Here is a 14,332-nt window from a genome sequence, read left to right as displayed (position 1 = left end):
CGAGCTTGCGAGCGTCACGAAGGGGCCTTAAATCTTCTCGACCTGGTTGAAGCCGAGTTCCACGGGTGTCTCGCGACCGAAGATCGACACAAGCACCTTGACCTTGCGCTGTTCGGCGTTGACCTCGCTGATCGACGCGGGCAGCGTCGCGAACGGGCCGTCCATGACGGTGACCGACTCGCCGACCTCGAAGTCGACCTCGATGACGGCGGTTGCCGCAGCGGCAGCGGCCTCGACGCCCTCGGCCGCGGTGCCCTTCTGCGCGGCCGGCTTCTTGGCCTCGACACGCGGCATCAGGAACTGCAGCACCTCGTCGAGCGACAGCGGCGACGGCTTCGACGTCATGCCGACGAACCCGGTCACGCCGGGCGTGTTGCGCACGGCACCCCACGACTCGTCGTTGAGGTCCATGCGCACCAGGATGTAGCCCGGCAGCACCTTGCGGTTGACCTTCTTCGGCTGGCCGTTCTTGATCTCGGTGACCTCTTCGGTCGGCACCTCGACCTGGAAGATGTAGTCGCCGACGTCAAGGTTCTGGACGCGGGTCTCGAGGTTGGCCTTCACCTTGTTCTCGTAGCCGGCGTAGCTGTGGATGACGTACCAGTCACCCGGGGCCCGACGAAGCTGCTTGCGCAGCTCCTCCACCGGGTCGGCTTCCTCGGCGGGAGCCTCTTCGGCAGCGACCTCGTCGGCCACGTCGACCTCGTCGGCGACGGCGTCCTCTACGGCCTCGGCTTCTTCGACGGCGACCTCGCCACCGTCGACGGCTGCTTCGTCATCCGCGGCGGCCTCGATCTGGGCCTCGACTGCCGGGTCGTTGGTCTCGTCGACAGCGTCGATCGCCGCGACGTCGACCGACTCGGGGGCCGATTCGATCTCGTTCTCCGGGGTGCTCATTGCAGCCCACGCTCCTCTTTCGTTTCCGGTCGTCCAGGCTCGGCCGCGGTCCCACTCACGTGGATCGTCAGCCGAAGAGCCAGAGGACTCCCCTGGCGAAGACCAGGTCGAGACCGGAGATGAAGGCGGTCATGATGATCACGAAAATCAGCACGACGATCGTGTAGGTGATCATCTCCCGGCGGGTGGGCCAGATGACCTTCTTCAGTTCGGCGACGACCTGCTGCAGAAAGACCCAGATCCGAACGAACGGATTGCGGCTCTGGCCTGCATCGGCCTTCTTCTTGCGTTCCTTGACCGCGACGTCGGAACCGGTGTCGGTGTCCGAGCCGCTGTCGGTGCTGGGGGCACCCGCCGACGAGCGACGGCGCGACGAGCGCTTGCCCGAGGGACGGAGTTCGCTCGACTCCGTGCCACCCGACTCAGCGCCGGTCTCCTCGACGTCGCGACTCTCGAGCTCCTCCACCGATTCGGTGGCGGTGTCGTCCGCAGCGCCTTTGGCGCGGGCGGCTCGATCTCGCTTGCTCACTTTCGAGGTCCTCTCGTCAACGTGTGCCCTCACCAGGGCAGGGGCGACAGGACTTGAACCTGCAACCTGCGGTTTTGGAGACCGCTGCTCTGCCAGTTGAGCTACGCCCCTTTGCGACTGTGCCGCGGCTCTCGCCACGCTACAGCTGCCATCTGGGCCGACCCTGAGGAAAAGCTCCTCACACAACCAACGCGCCACCCTATGGGTAGCGCGCAAGTCTCAAGTCAATCCAGACACTTCAGTGTAGAACACTCGTCGCCCGGAACCCAAAACGGGTTCGGGGGCCCGGCTACCCAAGAGCAAGACCTGGCGACCCATGTCCGTGGACGTCACCGCTGAGCGTGCTCGGCTGGATTATCCAGTCGAGCACGCTCACAGGTGATGCGGACGGTCACCCTCCACAGCTCCAGGAGCCTGTGGACAACCCCGTCGGATGTCGGCCGATCCGCACCACAATCTAGCGGCATGAACGATCTCGGGGTCTACCACCGACGCGAACTCCGCAGCAACGGTGTCACCGACGCGGACCTACGCCGCGGGCTCCGGCAGGGGGTGTACACGCGTGAAGGCAACGGCTGGTACTCCATCCCGTCGGCCGACCCCAAAGCCCTGGCGGCGGTCCGCAGGGGCGGCGTACTGAGCTGCGTCACCGCACTCGAGCGCTACGGGGTCTGGATCCCCCCGCAGGTCGACAAACTGCACCTTCGCGGCAACTCTCAGGCCAACCGCGATCACCCGGGCCGGTACTGCCGGCAGTTCGGGCGGCCGCTCCCGGTGACGACCATCCTCGACGATCCACTCACCGCACTGCGTCACGCCATACGCTGCCTCGACGCCGAGGGCATCACGGTCGTGTGCGACTCGCTGCTGAACATGTCACTTCGAATGCGCAGCGGATTGCTCGCCTCCGAAGTCCTGACACCCCGCGAGGTCGAAGCGGCGTTCACCGGCGCGCCGAAGTACGTCGTGGCATGTCTCGACAGATGCGACGAACGCGCTGCCTCCGGCACGGAGACGATGGCTCGGCTCCGGCTGCGAAGTCTGGGCCTCAAGGTCGAGGTGCAGGTCTACGTGCCCGGGCTCGGACATGTCGACCTGAAGGTGGGCGACCGCCTCCTGCTCGAGATCGACAGCAGGGCACACCACACCGGCAGCGAGGACTACCAGGAGGACCGTCGGCGCGACCAGATCGCCACCAGCCTCGGACTCCACCGCATGCCGATGACCTACAAGGACATCGTGTACGGCTGGCAGACGATGGAGGACCGCGTGCTCGACGCGGTTCGCGGCGGCCACCATCTGGCCCCGCGTCGCCGCAAACTGTCCGGGAACATCACCGGAGACGGGCGCGAACTGGATTATCCAATTGACCCCGCTGCCACGTGATGTAGGCGGACACGTTCGGACCGTCGATGCCGCCTACCGCCCGGCGAAGATCTCAGTTGAACTGCACGTGCGCCAACGCGCGACCGAAGATCTTGCGATCGCCCTGCTTGGCGACGATCGCGATCACGCCGCGGCGGGTCTCCGGATCGAGCGACTTGATCTTTCCGGTGAAGTCGACCTGCGCGTATCCCTCGGCCGGCACGTAGACCGGGCTGGTGAAGCGCACGTTGTACTCGTAGATCGCGGCCGGGTCGCCGACGAAGCTGCTGACGAAGCTGGCACCGAGACCCATCGACTGCATGCCGTGCGCGACGACGGTCTCCAGGCCGATCACCTTGGCGACCTCGTCGGAGAAGTGGATCGGGTTCGGATCGCCGGCCACGCCCGCGTAGTTGACCAGGTTGCCGCGGGTCAGCGTCTTGGTCATTGCCGGCAGTTCCTGGCCGACGGTCAGGTCGTCGAAGTTGATCGCCGAATACGGCTTCGGATCGACCTGCGGATCGGGAAGCGAATACCGCTCGAACGGTCCGTGCACGGTCTTGGGCATGACCGCTTCGCGGTCGACCTTCATCATCACGTGCTCGAGCTTGTCGAGGACCTCGGGATCGGCCTCGACGGCCGGCCGCGCGACGAGGCTGGTCCAGGTGGTCATCACCGGCTCGTCGTGCTGATTCCAGATGATGTTCTTGGTGACCATCACGTCGGTGCCGGCCATCTGGCGGAAGGACTCGAGCGAGACGTCGCAGATGAGCTGATCGCCCACCTTGACGGGCTGGTGGAACACCAGACGCTGATCGGTCTGCATGATCTGCCACAGGTCGTAGCCGGTGACGATGTCCTCGAACAGCCGACGCTGCGCGATGATGCCGAGGACGGAGACGAACGTCGGCGCGGCGATGAGGGTGTCGTGCCCCATCTCGGCGGCCATCTGCTCGTTCCAGTGGACGGGGTGATCGTCCTGGACGGCGCGGGCGTGCTTGCGGACCTCTTCGCGGCCGACCTCGTAGTAGTCGTCGACGGTGTAGTTGTAGCCCACCATCTCCTTGGTGTGGGCCGCGATCTCCTCCGGAGTCAGCTTGACACCGTTCTTCAGATCCTCGATCCGCTGCGCGATCTCGGTTTCGGTCACTGACATCGGGTGCCGCTCCTTCACTCCGCCAAACCCCGTGGCGACTTCTGGCTGTCGGGGCCGTCGGGCGAAAGGCCGGTCAGTGCGGACCGGTTCGCCGCCCTACGGCTGCGGGCCACCTCTTGCGTCAAGAGGCAGCCCGCATGGTCGTTCATACCGGAATCGCCGGTGCTGTGCTCAGCGCGATTCCTTATGCGCCTGATGCTTGCCGCAGTTCGGGCAGAACTTCTTGATCTCGAGACGATCGGGATCGTTGCGACGGTTCTTCTTGGTGATGTAGTTACGGTGCTTGCACACCTCGCACGCCAAGGTGATCTTGGGGCGAACATCTGTTGAGGAGGCCACTTCGTTGCCTTCTTTCGGGTGGTACGTTCGGCGGGCTCGGCGCGCCCTTTGCGTGTCGGCTCCGAACTGGTTCGGCACCGATGTGTAGCGGTGGAGGGGCTCGATCCCTCGACCTCACGATTATGAGTCGTGCGCTCTAACCAGCTGAGCTACACCGCCATGTGGACTGGGGTCCAGCGAGCCCCCTGACGGAATCGAACCGTCGACCTTTTCCTTACCATGGAAACGCTCTGCCGACTGAGCTAAGGGGGCGTGTCCCCGGGCATTTCTGCTCGAGAGCCTTAACGAGGTTACACACCAAAACCGGCGCTCACCAAATCGCACATCACGACCGGTGGCGAGCGCCGACTTGTCAGCGTATGACCACGTTGTGGCAGGTATAGGATTCGAACCTATGTAGCTTGCGCGACGGATTTACAGTCCGCTCCCTTTGGCCGCTCGGGCAACCTGCCGGTGCTGTCCATCCAACCGCCGGACGGCTGTGAGAACAACGCCGTGAAGAATACAACGACGTGCCGGTATCCACGCAAACCGGCTGCTCAGCGCCGTCCCCGATGGGTTCCGGCCAGACGTCCCCGGCCCGCCCGATAGGCTGTCGGGCATGGCTGATTCATCGTTCGACGTGGTGAGCAAGATCGATCGCCAGGAGGTCGACAACGCCCTCAACCAGGCGGCCAAGGAGCTGTCGCAGCGTTACGACTTCCGCGGCACCAACACCGGCATCGAGTGGTCCGGCGAGGAAGCGATCGTCATCACCTCCGACGCCGAGGAACGCGCCCAGGCCGGGCTCGAGGTGTTCAAGGAGAAGCTGATCCGCCGCGACATCTCGCTCAAGGCGTTCGACGCCGGCGAACCCGCCGCCTCCGGCAAGACGTTCAAGATCACCGGCACCCTGGTCCAGGGCATCGATTCCGACCACGCCAAGAAGATCTCCAAGAAGATCCGCGACGAGGGCCCCAAGGGCGTCAAGGCGCAGATCCAGGGCGACGAACTCCGCGTCTCCAGCAAGAAGCGCGACGACCTCCAGGCCGTCATCTCGCTGCTCAAGGGCGAGGACTTCGGGATCGCGCTGCAGTTCGTGAACTACCGCTGACCCTGGGCCCTCATCTCGCCGACAGAACCCGGTTTCGCGCCGACGGAACCCGTTGCCCGGTCACGGCAATGTGCAGACGAGACGCTGATCGGCGGACGCGAGCACGGGCGCGATCTTCGCGTCGAAAGTGACCAACCGGGCCGAATGACGTGCGGCCAGATTCACCAAGTGGAGATCGGTAACCTGCCGGAAACCAACGAGGCCGCTGAGGTCGATGTCCGCACCCCCCAATGAGGAGTCGTCCGGCAGGAACACAGAGCGTTCGTGCCCGCGAAGGGAGCGGAGTGTCGCCATCGCCGCGTCCCGGTCGACCACCCTCCCCATCACGGCGGCGTTCAGCGCAAGGCGTAGCAAACCCGTCTCAGTGACCGGCGTCGTCGCGAATCTGGTCACCGAGGCGAACCACTTCTGCGCTGCGTGATGGTGAACATGCCCTGGCTGCATCAGCGCGACCAGCACGTTGACGTCAGGCAGGTCCAGGTCACTCATCGAGGAGCGCCTGGGCGACCATGTCGTCCGTGATGACATGGCCAGGCGCCGAGGGCAACAGCACCAGGCCCTGCGCGTCAGCAGTGTGGCGACCGCCCGTGGTCATCCCGGCAATTGCCAGCTCGGATACCGCCTCGCCGATGCTTCTGTTTCGCCCCTCATTGACACGCGCTCGAGCGGCTGCCAGCACGCGAGAGTCGATGTCGAGCGTGGTTCTCATGGCAACGATGGTAGCGCATCACGCATCACGCATCATCGTCCGGCATGCGGACCCCGCCTCGCCATCTCATGCAGCCGCGCGATCCGGTCCTCGGTCGGCGGATGGCTGGAGAAGAGTTTGGCGACGCCGCCACCACGGAACGGGTTGGCGATCATCAGGTGCGACTGCGACTCGATCTTCGGGTCCTCGGGCAGCGGCGCGCGGTCGATGCCGCCGCTGATCTTGGCCAGCGCCGACGCGAGCGCGAGTGGGTCGCCGGTGAGCTCGGCACCCGACTGGTCGGCCTGATACTCGCGCGAGCGTGACACCGACATCTTGATGACCGTCGCGGCCAACGGCCCGAGCAGCGTGATCAACAGCACGCCCAGGATTCCCGGGCCGTTGCCGTTGCGGCCGCCGCCGAAGAAGAAAGCGAAGTTCGCCAGGCCGGTGATGATGGACGCCATCGCGCCGGCGATCGAGGAGATCAGGATGTCGCGGTTGTAGACGTGCGACAGTTCGTGGCCGAGGACCGCACGCAACTCCCGCTCGTCGAGGAGGCGCAAGATGCCCGCGGTGCAGCACACGGCGGCGTTCTTCGGGTTGCGGCCGGTCGCGAAAGCGTTGGGTGACTCGGTCGGACTGATGTAGAGCGCCGGCATCGGCTGACGTGCGGTGGTCGCGAGCTCGCGCACGATGCGGTACAGCACCGGCGCCTCGACCTCGGTGACCGGCTGCGCACGCATCGACCGCAGGGCCAGCTTGGCGGAGTTGAAGTAGACGTAGGCATTGGTGCCGATCGCGAGGACCACCGCGAACAGCAGGATCGTCGGGCTCTGGAACATCGCGCCGATGCCGACGATGATCGCCGACATCAGCCCCATCAACGCGGCCGTCTTCAGACCATTGAAGTGCATGTGTCCCTCGTTCTCCCGCATCGCCCGACGCCCGTCGCCGGGGTGCTGTCACTGTGCCAAACGTTCGAGGGGTCGGCAGAGTTTCCGCGGCGTCACGAGCCATGCCGACAAACCACAGGAAATGAGGTAGTCCACTACTCACGACCTGGGGGTCGACGCTCCGTAACGTCGCTGGTCAACAGCCCGCCGACGCAAAGGACACGCTCATGTTCAGCAAGTTCCGCCACACCGGCGAAGTCGCCACGCAAGACGAACTCCTCTTCACCACACCGTTCGGCTACATGTTCCCCGACGCCGCACACTCGGCGTCACATCTGCTGCCGGAGTCGCCGGAGACGTTGACCGCCCTCCGACAGCTGGGGGATGCGATGGCCAGTGATGTGATCGCCGCACCCAACGACTCCGACATCCCGGCGATGTTCACCTATCTGGGCCAGTTCATCGACCACGACCTCACGGCGCGCACGGATCGCGAGTCCGCCACCTCCACACTCGGTCGGGGCGAGCCGGTGACGCCTCGTGACCCCGACGAAGTGGTGGCGCATCTGCGCAACGGACGACGGCCCCAGTTCGACCTCGACAGCGTCTTCGGCGACGGCCCGTCGCTGGCGCAGGGATCCGAGACCGAATCGGACACGCTCTACACGCCGGATTTCCACCTTCACGTGTTCAACCCCACCGCAACCCGCCGAGACGTCCCCCGCGGCCCGAGCCGCGGCGCCGTCATCGCCGACGGCCGCAACGACGAGAACCCCAACATCTCGGCGCTTCACTGCGCATTCTTGTTGCTCTACAACAAGATCTACGACGCCCAGGTGGCCGGCACCCCCGCGTGCAAGCACATCCGCGCCCGCCAACTGACCCGCTGGGCCTACCAGTACGTGGTGGTCCAGGACTACCTGCCGACGGTCTGCGACCAAGCGATCGTCATCGACACCCTGGTCAACGGGCCGCGCTATTACGGCAACACCGCCGGACATGGCCAGAACTTCATGCCGCTCGAGTTCTCCACCGCCGCATTCCGCTTCGGGCACACGATGATCCGCCCGGAGTACCGCCTGCAGACGACCGAGCCGACAATCTCGGTGATGGACCTGCTGGGGCCGTCCCGCCCAGACGTCAACGGCGATCCGATCGGCACCTTCTTCGACACCACCGACGCCGTTCCGCACCAGTTACGCGACAGCGCCATCCTCGATTTCACCTTGTTCGCCGGCACCGGACCCAACGTCCAGATGGCCCGCAAGATCGACTCCAACATCGCCCGCGGGCTCGGCATGCTGCCCCTCGGGGACCGGCAAGGCGACCCCATCCTCGGCCACCTCGCGAAGTCCAACCTCATCCGCGGCTACAGCCTGTCGGTGCCGACCGGTCAGGCCTGCTGTGAGGCGATGGGTGTGAAGCCGATGAGCCGCAAGGACATGGCCGATGGTGAGTCGGCCGATGTCGCGGCGGTCCTCACCGACACCGCCCTCGGCCAACGCACCCCGCTCTGGTACTACATCCTCCGCGAGGCGGGAGCGCAGGCGGGCGGCAACCACCTCGGCGAACTCGGCAGCCGCATCGTCTGCGAGACCATCGTCGGTTCACTCAAGACCGACCCGAACAGCTACCTCAACGCCAACGATCTCGCGGTGACGCCGCTGGGCATCAACGTCGGGGGCGCGGTGATCAGCACCCTCACCGAGCTGCTCAACCACGCCGGCGTCGGTCCGGTCGCCTGACCCGAGTGACAGTTCCGGCCGCACTTCCAGGTTCCGGCCCGGACTCGGAACTGCGGCCAGAAGCTGCAGGTGCGGCCAGAACCGGTCTGGCTATCCCGTCCGGTCGATGGTGTAGCGCACCAGCGAGCTCAGCGCGCCGTGGGCGGGGCCGTCGGGCAACTCGGCGAGCACCGACTCCGCTTCGTCGGCGTAGGCGCGCAGCCGGTCGTGTGCCGCCTTCATCCCCGACGACGCGTTGAGCACCTCGATCGCCTCGGCGACGGCGGCGTCGTCGGTGACCGGTCGAGCCGCACCCGTCGCGGGGTCGAGCAGCAGGTCCCGAAGTCGTTTCGCCTCGGCGTCGTCGTCGCGCAGGGCGTACAGAACCGGCAGCGTGTGCACGCCTTCGCGCAGGTCGGTGCCCGGCGTCTTGCCGGAGTCGCCACTGACCGAACTGATGTCGATGATGTCGTCGGACACCTGGAATGCGGTGCCGATGATGTCGCCGAGTTTCGACAGCCGCTCGACGTCGTCGGCGGTTGCACCCGCAGCCATCGCGCCGAACCGTCCGGACGCGGCGATCAGCGACCCGGTCTTCTCCCACACCACCTGCAGGTAGTGCTCGATCGGGTCGCCACCCTCGCGCACCCCCACGGTCTCGCGCATCTGACCGGTGACCAGCTCCGCGAACGTCTCGGCGATGATGCGGACCGCCTCGGGACCGAGTGTCGACACCAGCCGCGACGCGCGGGCGAACAAGAAGTCACCGGACAGGATCGCGACGGAGTTGGTCCACCGCGAGTTCGCGCTGGGGGCGCCGCGCCGGAGCTGCGCCTCGTCCATCACATCGTCGTGGTACAGCGTGGCCAGGTGGATCATCTCCACCACGGTCGCCGAGGTGATGACCTCCGAGGCGTCCGGCCGCTCCCCGAACTGCGCCGACAAGATCGCGAACATGGGACGGAAGCGTTTGCCACCGGCCTTGGCCAGGTGCGTCGCCGCCTCGGTCATGATCTCGTCACCCGACGACAGCTCGGTCAGCAACAAGTCCTCGACCTGCGCCAACGACGATCGGACCGTCTCGGCGAACTCGTCGGTGCCCAGGTCCAACCCGGCGAATGTGGACTTCACGCGCTAGCCGCTCCATCTCGTCGTCGGTCGCAGCCGGCCTGAGGGCTCGGCTGCCATGGTGCCGAGCCTAGTCGTAGTCGCGGCCCGACATACTGGTCGGGTGAGTAGCGACATAACCCCGCCGGCGATCCCCGCACGGGCCGAGGTCCTCGTGGTCGGCGCCGGTCCGGGTGGGTCGGCCGCGGCCGCGCACGCAGCGGCCGCCGGGCACGACGTGGTGTTGCTGGATGCGGCGACGTTTCCGCGTGACAAGACCTGCGGCGACGGACTCACCCCGCGCGCCGTCGCCGAGCTCGACGACCTCGGGCTGGGCGCCTTCCTCGACGACCGGCCCCGCATCACCGGGCTGGACCTGCACGGGTGGGGCGCCGAGCAGCGGGTGCCGTGGCCGTCCGGCCGTTTCCCGGGTTACGGCAGCGCGGTGTCCCGCACGGAGTTCGACGACGCCCTGCGCGCCCACGCGGTCACTCGCGGCGCGCGAATGGTGCAGGGCGCCAAGGCAGTCGACGCCACGCTCACGGACGGGCGGATCACCGATGTGATCGTCGACGACGGGCACGGACGACGCTCGATCGCGGTGCGCGACGTGATCGTCGCCGATGGTGTGCGCTCGGGACTCGGCAAGGCGCTCGGCCGGCAGTGGCATCGCGACACCGCCTACGGCGTGGCCGCGCGTGCGTATGTGCCGTCCCGCCGGGCCGACGACAACTGGATGGGGTCGCACCTGGAGTTGCGTGGCCCCGACGGTGACCTGCTGCCCGGGTACGGGTGGGTGTTCCCCCTCGGCGACGTCGCTCCCGGCCCGCTCCCGGTCTCGGGCGGACTGCTCAACGTGGGTGTCGGGGCACTCGCCACCGCCAAGCGGCCGGCACACATGGCGCTGCGCCCGATCCTCGAGCACTACGCGCGGATGGTCGGCGACGAATGGGGCATCGACGGACCTCCGCGCCTGGTGACGTCGGCACTGTTGCCGATGGGCGGCGCAGTGACCGGTGTTGCCGGACCCAACTGGATGCTCATCGGCGACGCGGCGGCCTGCGTCAACCCACTCAACGGAGAGGGCATCGACTACGCCCTGGAAACCGGGCGGCTCGCCGTCGAACTGCTCGACGACACCCGCCGCTCCCCCGACCACACCACCCGCTGGCGTGATCTCCTCGTCGAGCACTACGGCCTGGCGTTCTCCGCGGCCCGGCGCCTGGCCGGGCTGCTCACCGTGCCGCAGGCGGTGCCCGCGCTGGGTCGTCCCGGCATCCGGTCGGCCCGATTGATGTCATTGGTGGTGCGTGTAATGGGCAACCTCATCACCCCCGACGACGCCGACCTCGTCGCGCGGGCATGGCGGACCGCCGGTCGCGTGTCCACGCGCGTCGACGACCGGCCGCCGTTCCGCTGACCTGCCCCGACCCGGTGTTGGAACAAATAAAGTGATATGTTCCATCCATGTCCGTTGCCACCTCAGCCGCCGTCCGCGCCCAGCGTTCCATCCAGAATCGGCTCGCCACGCGCTACCGCCTTCGGGGTGAGATCGACCAGATCGACGCCGTCGACGACCCGGTCACGATCGCACGGCTGCTCGCCACCCAGGAATTCCCCTGGGGCATCACCCAGGCCCTGAGTTTCGCCCTCTTCCGCACCTACGCGGTGCCGTCGATCGGCGAGCTGCTCTACGACACCGGGCAGTTCACCGAGAACACGCAGAAGCGCTACGACGACACCGTGCTGCTGCTCGACGCCCCGGTCGAGCACGGATTCGACAACCCTGCCGGGCGTGCCGGGATCCGCCGCATCAATCAGATGCACGCGATGTACGACATCTCCAACGACGACATGCTCTACGTGTTGTCGACGTTCGTGGTGTGCCCGGTGCAGTGGGTCAACGCCTACGAGTGGCGCTCGCTGACCGCGCATGAGGTCACCGGCCTCACCAATCACTACCGCCGCCTCGGAAAACACATGGCGATCAAGGGAATCCCCGAGACGTACGCCGAGTTCGAGCGTTTCTACGAGGACTACGAGCGGCGCAACTTCGGCTACAGCACCAAGTCGCTGGCGGTCGCCGACGCAACCCTCGATCTGCTCGGCACCTTCATGCCGTATCGCCTCCTGCCGCGGGCGGTTGTGCGCCGATTGTCGTTCGCGCTCATGGACGATCGCCTTCTCGAAGCCTTCGGCTATCCGAAACCCACTGTCGTCGAGCGCGTCCTGGCCCGCGGTGGCCTCAAGGCGCGGGGCCTCGCCATCCGGTTGTTCGCGCGACCGCGGACCGAACCGCTCTTCGGCCGCGAGACACCTCAGGTTCGCGGCTACCCGAACGGGTATCGACTCGAGGATCTGGGCACGTTCGCACCCGGATGTCCTGTGCCACATGGGGCGTCGGTCGCGAGCGACACCCCCGCTTCCTGAGGAGCGAGCTTGCGAGCGTCACCCCGCCCCCTGAGGAGCGAGCTTGCGAGCGTCACGAAGGGGCCTGTCGGGGGCCCTTCGTGACGTTCTTCGGCTGAGGACCAGCTACCGCACGGCCGAATGAATCGCCGCAATCCCGCCGGTGAGGTTCTGCCAGGCCACATTCGAGAAGCCCGCCGACCGGATCAGCGCCGCGAGATGCGGCTGGTCCGGCCAGGCCCGGATCGATTCGGCGAGATACACATACGCGGCCGGGTTGCTCGACACCTTCGTCGCGACCGCGGGCAGGGCCTTCATCAGGTACTCCATGTAGACCGTCCGGAACGGACGGAGCGTAGGCGTGGAGAACTCGCAGATCACCAGTCGCCCGCCGGGTTTCAGGACACGTCGCAACTCCGCCAACGCCTTCGGGGCGTCGTGGACGTTGCGGAGCCCGAACGAGATGGTGGCGGCGTCGAAGGATGCGTCGGCGAACGGCAGCGCGAGCGCGTCGGCGGCGACCTTGGGGACGTCGCGGTGGGCGCCGGCCTTCAGCATGCCCAGCGAGAAGTCGGCGGCCACACAGTGCGCGCCCGACGTCGCGAGCTCCACCGTCGACACCGCGGTGCCGGCAGCGAGATCGAGGACGATGTCCCCGGGTCGCAGATCGAGCGCGCGGCGGGTCTTCTTACGCCAGCTGCGGTCCTGCCCGAACGACAGCACCGTGTTGGTGCGGTCGTAGCGCTTGGCGACGCCGTCGAACATCGCCGCGACCTCGGCCGGATCCTTGTCGAGAGTTGCGCGATCCTGCGAGCCCGTTCCCATGCCGACCACGCTACCGCCCGCGCAGATGCCAAGCCCCATCGCGCTGTGCGTCTCAACCGGGGCGACTCAGCCGGCGAGGGTCTGCACCTCGCCGATCCCGGTCACCGCACGATAGTGGCCGAGGAGCTGATCGCACACCGCCGGCCAGGTGCGGGCGCGCACGGCGTTCAGGCCGGCGCGTCCCATCTCGGTGCGCAGTGCCGGGTCACGCAGGACGTCGACCACCGACGGCAGCCGATCCGCGAACTCGTCGGGCGCGAGCAGATAGCCGGTGCGGACGTGCGCGACCAGATCCCGCGGTCCACCCGCGTCGGGTCCGATGACCGGCAGTCCCGACGCCATCGCCTCCTGGATGGTCTGGCAGAACGTCTCGTGCTCGCCGGCGTGGACGAAGACGTCGAAGCTGGCGTAGGCGCGGGCGAGTAACACTCCCCGCAGTTCCCCGGTGAACACCGCGCCGGGCATCATCGACGCGAGCCGTGACCGTTCCGGGCCGTCGCCGACGATCACGAGCTGCACCGACGGGTCGTGTGCCAGGGCGGCGAGCCGCTCGACGTGCTTCTCCGGTGCCAGACGGCCGACGAAACCAACCACCAGCCGATCCTCGGCACCCCACGCAGCACGGAATTGCGGGTCGCGGTGTACCGGGTCGAACTGCTCGACGTCCACACCACGTCCCCAGCGGAACAGTCGCGGAACACCGCGCAGGGCAAGGTCTTTCATGGTTTCCGACGACGGCGCGAGAGTGCGGTCGCACATCTCGTGCAGCCGTCGGGTGTAGCGCCAGGCAAGTCTCGAGGTCACCGCCAGGCCGTAGCTCGCGGCGAAGCCTGCCACGTCTGTCTGGAACACGGCGACCGACGGTATCTCCAGGTGGCGGGCGGCGACGGCGCCGGCCGCTCCGATCACGAACGGCGACGCCAGGTGCACCACGTCGGGCTCGACGTCGCGCAGTGCCCGGTACAACGAGGGGGTCGGCACCCCGATCGGCAGCGACGTCACCTTCGGCACGTTCACCGACGGCACCAGGTGTACCGGGGTCCGTCGGCCGACCATCCGAGGCGCGGGAAGCTCGCCGCGCGGGGTGTCGGGGGCGATGACGAACGCCTGATGCCCGGTTCTCTCGAGATGGTCCACCACCCGCAGGACGGAATTGACCACTCCGTTCATCTGCGGCAGGAAGCTCTCGGCGACAATCGCGACCCGCATGCCGCCAGTGTCCGGCAGCGGCTTGTCCGCGGTGGTGGTAACACGTGACGACATGTCGAAGATCGGATGAACACGCCCGGGCGTCGACCTCGGCT

General features: G+C 67.0%; 15 protein-coding genes and 4 tRNA genes. 5 read left to right on the top strand and 14 right to left on the bottom strand.

The window, feature by feature from the left end; genetic code table 11:
* Positions 1-27 precede the first annotated feature (27 nt).
* The 3 genes from nusG to V1Y59_RS13540 all read right to left on the bottom strand — a co-directional run bounded on the left by nusG (position 28) and on the right by V1Y59_RS13540 (position 1,537).
* Positions 28-897 (bottom strand): transcription termination/antitermination protein NusG, encoded by an 870-nt coding sequence (gene nusG, locus V1Y59_RS13550; protein WP_330505491.1) that lies wholly within the window; start codon positions 895-897, stop codon positions 28-30.
* A 67-nt stretch (positions 898-964) separates the two neighbouring features.
* Complete coding sequence (gene secE / locus V1Y59_RS13545; RefSeq protein WP_330505490.1) at positions 965-1,426, bottom strand: preprotein translocase subunit SecE; 462 nt, start codon at positions 1,424-1,426, stop codon at positions 965-967.
* 38 nt (positions 1,427-1,464) lie between these two features.
* Positions 1,465-1,537, bottom strand: a tRNA-Trp gene (locus V1Y59_RS13540).
* Between the two features lie 354 nt (positions 1,538-1,891).
* On the opposite strand from V1Y59_RS13540, the gene V1Y59_RS13535 reads away from it, so the two are divergent.
* Positions 1,892-2,812 carry a hypothetical protein gene (locus V1Y59_RS13535; RefSeq protein WP_330505489.1) on the top strand — a complete coding sequence of 307 codons (921 nt, stop codon included), beginning with the start codon at positions 1,892-1,894 and terminating at the stop codon, positions 2,810-2,812.
* Between the two features lie 52 nt (positions 2,813-2,864).
* Here V1Y59_RS13535 and V1Y59_RS13530 read toward each other — a convergent pair whose 3' ends face one another.
* The 5 genes from V1Y59_RS13530 to V1Y59_RS13510 all read right to left on the bottom strand — a co-directional run bounded on the left by V1Y59_RS13530 (position 2,865) and on the right by V1Y59_RS13510 (position 4,738).
* Positions 2,865-3,947: a fused (3R)-hydroxyacyl-ACP dehydratase subunits HadA/HadB gene (locus V1Y59_RS13530; RefSeq protein WP_330505488.1), complete on the bottom strand. Its 1,083-nt coding sequence runs from the start codon at positions 3,945-3,947 to the stop codon at positions 2,865-2,867.
* A gap of 171 nt (positions 3,948-4,118) precedes the next feature.
* A complete protein-coding gene (gene rpmG / locus V1Y59_RS13525) occupies positions 4,119-4,286 on the bottom strand; it encodes a 50S ribosomal protein L33 (RefSeq protein ID WP_003929651.1) in 168 nt (55 codons plus the stop codon).
* 85 nt (positions 4,287-4,371) lie between these two features.
* Positions 4,372-4,445 (bottom strand) — tRNA-Met (locus tag V1Y59_RS13520).
* 20 nt (positions 4,446-4,465) lie between these two features.
* Positions 4,466-4,538 (bottom strand) — tRNA-Thr (locus tag V1Y59_RS13515).
* Positions 4,539-4,657: 119 nt separating this feature from the next.
* Positions 4,658-4,738 (bottom strand) — tRNA-Tyr (locus V1Y59_RS13510).
* Between the two features lie 149 nt (positions 4,739-4,887).
* On the opposite strand from V1Y59_RS13510, the gene V1Y59_RS13505 reads away from it, so the two are divergent.
* Positions 4,888-5,379, top strand: coding sequence for a YajQ family cyclic di-GMP-binding protein (locus tag V1Y59_RS13505; protein ID WP_330432990.1), 492 nt, complete (start codon positions 4,888-4,890; stop codon positions 5,377-5,379).
* Positions 5,380-5,439: 60 nt separating this feature from the next.
* On the opposite strand, the gene V1Y59_RS13500 is transcribed toward V1Y59_RS13505, so the two are convergent.
* The 3 genes from V1Y59_RS13500 to htpX are packed head-to-tail and all read right to left on the bottom strand — an operon-like array spanning position 5,440 to position 6,984.
* Entirely contained in the window at positions 5,440-5,868 is a 429-nt protein-coding gene (locus V1Y59_RS13500) for a TA system VapC family ribonuclease toxin (RefSeq protein ID WP_330505487.1), read from the bottom strand.
* Positions 5,861-6,088 (bottom strand): hypothetical protein, encoded by a 228-nt coding sequence (locus V1Y59_RS13495; protein WP_330505486.1) that lies wholly within the window; start codon positions 6,086-6,088, stop codon positions 5,861-5,863. Before V1Y59_RS13495 ends, V1Y59_RS13500 begins: the two co-directional genes overlap by 8 nt.
* A 32-nt stretch (positions 6,089-6,120) precedes the next feature.
* Positions 6,121-6,984, bottom strand: coding sequence for a zinc metalloprotease HtpX (gene htpX / locus V1Y59_RS13490; protein WP_330505485.1), 864 nt, complete (start codon positions 6,982-6,984; stop codon positions 6,121-6,123).
* Positions 6,985-7,190: 206 nt separating this feature from the next.
* On the opposite strand from htpX, the gene V1Y59_RS13485 reads away from it, so the two are divergent.
* Complete coding sequence (locus V1Y59_RS13485) at positions 7,191-8,708, top strand: peroxidase family protein (protein ID WP_330505484.1); 1,518 nt, start codon at positions 7,191-7,193, stop codon at positions 8,706-8,708.
* A gap of 90 nt (positions 8,709-8,798) precedes the next feature.
* Here V1Y59_RS13485 and V1Y59_RS13480 read toward each other — a convergent pair whose 3' ends face one another.
* A complete protein-coding gene (locus V1Y59_RS13480; protein ID WP_330505483.1) occupies positions 8,799-9,818 on the bottom strand; it encodes a polyprenyl synthetase family protein in 1,020 nt (339 codons plus the stop codon).
* 100 nt (positions 9,819-9,918) lie between these two features.
* On the opposite strand from V1Y59_RS13480, the gene V1Y59_RS13475 reads away from it, so the two are divergent.
* Positions 9,919-11,214 (top strand): geranylgeranyl reductase family protein, encoded by a 1,296-nt coding sequence (locus tag V1Y59_RS13475; RefSeq protein ID WP_330505482.1) that lies wholly within the window; start codon positions 9,919-9,921, stop codon positions 11,212-11,214.
* A 47-nt stretch (positions 11,215-11,261) separates the two neighbouring features.
* The gene (locus V1Y59_RS13470; RefSeq protein WP_330505481.1) at positions 11,262-12,224 is read left to right on the top strand and encodes an oxygenase MpaB family protein; all 963 of its coding nucleotides are present in this window, start codon (positions 11,262-11,264) and stop codon (positions 12,222-12,224) included.
* A gap of 105 nt (positions 12,225-12,329) precedes the next feature.
* Here the strand turns inward: V1Y59_RS13470 and V1Y59_RS13465 are convergent, their stop codons facing one another.
* Both V1Y59_RS13465 and V1Y59_RS13460 read right to left on the bottom strand, forming a co-directional pair.
* Positions 12,330-13,028, bottom strand: a complete 699-nt coding sequence (locus tag V1Y59_RS13465; protein WP_330505480.1) for a demethylmenaquinone methyltransferase — start codon at positions 13,026-13,028, stop codon at positions 12,330-12,332.
* 66 nt (positions 13,029-13,094) lie between these two features.
* Positions 13,095-14,237 carry a glycosyltransferase family 4 protein gene (locus V1Y59_RS13460; RefSeq protein WP_330505562.1) on the bottom strand — a complete coding sequence of 381 codons (1,143 nt, stop codon included), beginning with the start codon at positions 14,235-14,237 and terminating at the stop codon, positions 13,095-13,097.
* Between the last annotated feature and the right edge of the window lie 95 nt (positions 14,238-14,332).

Origin of the sequence: Gordonia prachuapensis, from assembly GCF_036350515.1 — a bacterium.
GTDB classification, from domain to species: Bacteria; Actinomycetota; Actinomycetes; order Mycobacteriales; family Mycobacteriaceae; genus Gordonia; species Gordonia prachuapensis.
The sequence above is the reverse complement of the archived record's forward strand: the minus strand, read 5'-3'. Positions and strand labels throughout refer to the sequence as shown.

What these genes read in the sequence shown, in the direction of transcription:
- V1Y59_RS13470 (WP_330505481.1), top strand. Translation starts at nt 11,262, where the DNA reads ATGTCCGTTGCCACCTCAGCCGCCGTCCGCGCCCAGCGTTCCATCCAG.
- nusG (WP_330505491.1), bottom strand. Translation starts at nt 897, where the DNA reads ATGAGCACCCCGGAGAACGAGATCGAATCGGCCCCCGAGTCGGTCGAC.
- V1Y59_RS13530 (WP_330505488.1), bottom strand. Translation starts at nt 3,947, where the DNA reads ATGTCAGTGACCGAAACCGAGATCGCGCAGCGGATCGAGGATCTGAAG.
- V1Y59_RS13495 (WP_330505486.1), bottom strand. Translation starts at nt 6,088, where the DNA reads ATGAGAACCACGCTCGACATCGACTCTCGCGTGCTGGCAGCCGCTCGA.
- V1Y59_RS13485 (WP_330505484.1), top strand. Translation starts at nt 7,191, where the DNA reads ATGTTCAGCAAGTTCCGCCACACCGGCGAAGTCGCCACGCAAGACGAA.
- V1Y59_RS13460 (WP_330505562.1), bottom strand. Translation starts at nt 14,237, where the DNA reads ATGCGGGTCGCGATTGTCGCCGAGAGCTTCCTGCCGCAGATGAACGGA.
- V1Y59_RS13505 (WP_330432990.1), top strand. Translation starts at nt 4,888, where the DNA reads ATGGCTGATTCATCGTTCGACGTGGTGAGCAAGATCGATCGCCAGGAG.
- V1Y59_RS13500 (WP_330505487.1), bottom strand. Translation starts at nt 5,868, where the DNA reads ATGAGTGACCTGGACCTGCCTGACGTCAACGTGCTGGTCGCGCTGATG.
- V1Y59_RS13535 (WP_330505489.1), top strand. Translation starts at nt 1,892, where the DNA reads ATGAACGATCTCGGGGTCTACCACCGACGCGAACTCCGCAGCAACGGT.
- V1Y59_RS13465 (WP_330505480.1), bottom strand. Translation starts at nt 13,028, where the DNA reads ATGGGAACGGGCTCGCAGGATCGCGCAACTCTCGACAAGGATCCGGCC.
- htpX (WP_330505485.1), bottom strand. Translation starts at nt 6,984, where the DNA reads ATGCACTTCAATGGTCTGAAGACGGCCGCGTTGATGGGGCTGATGTCG.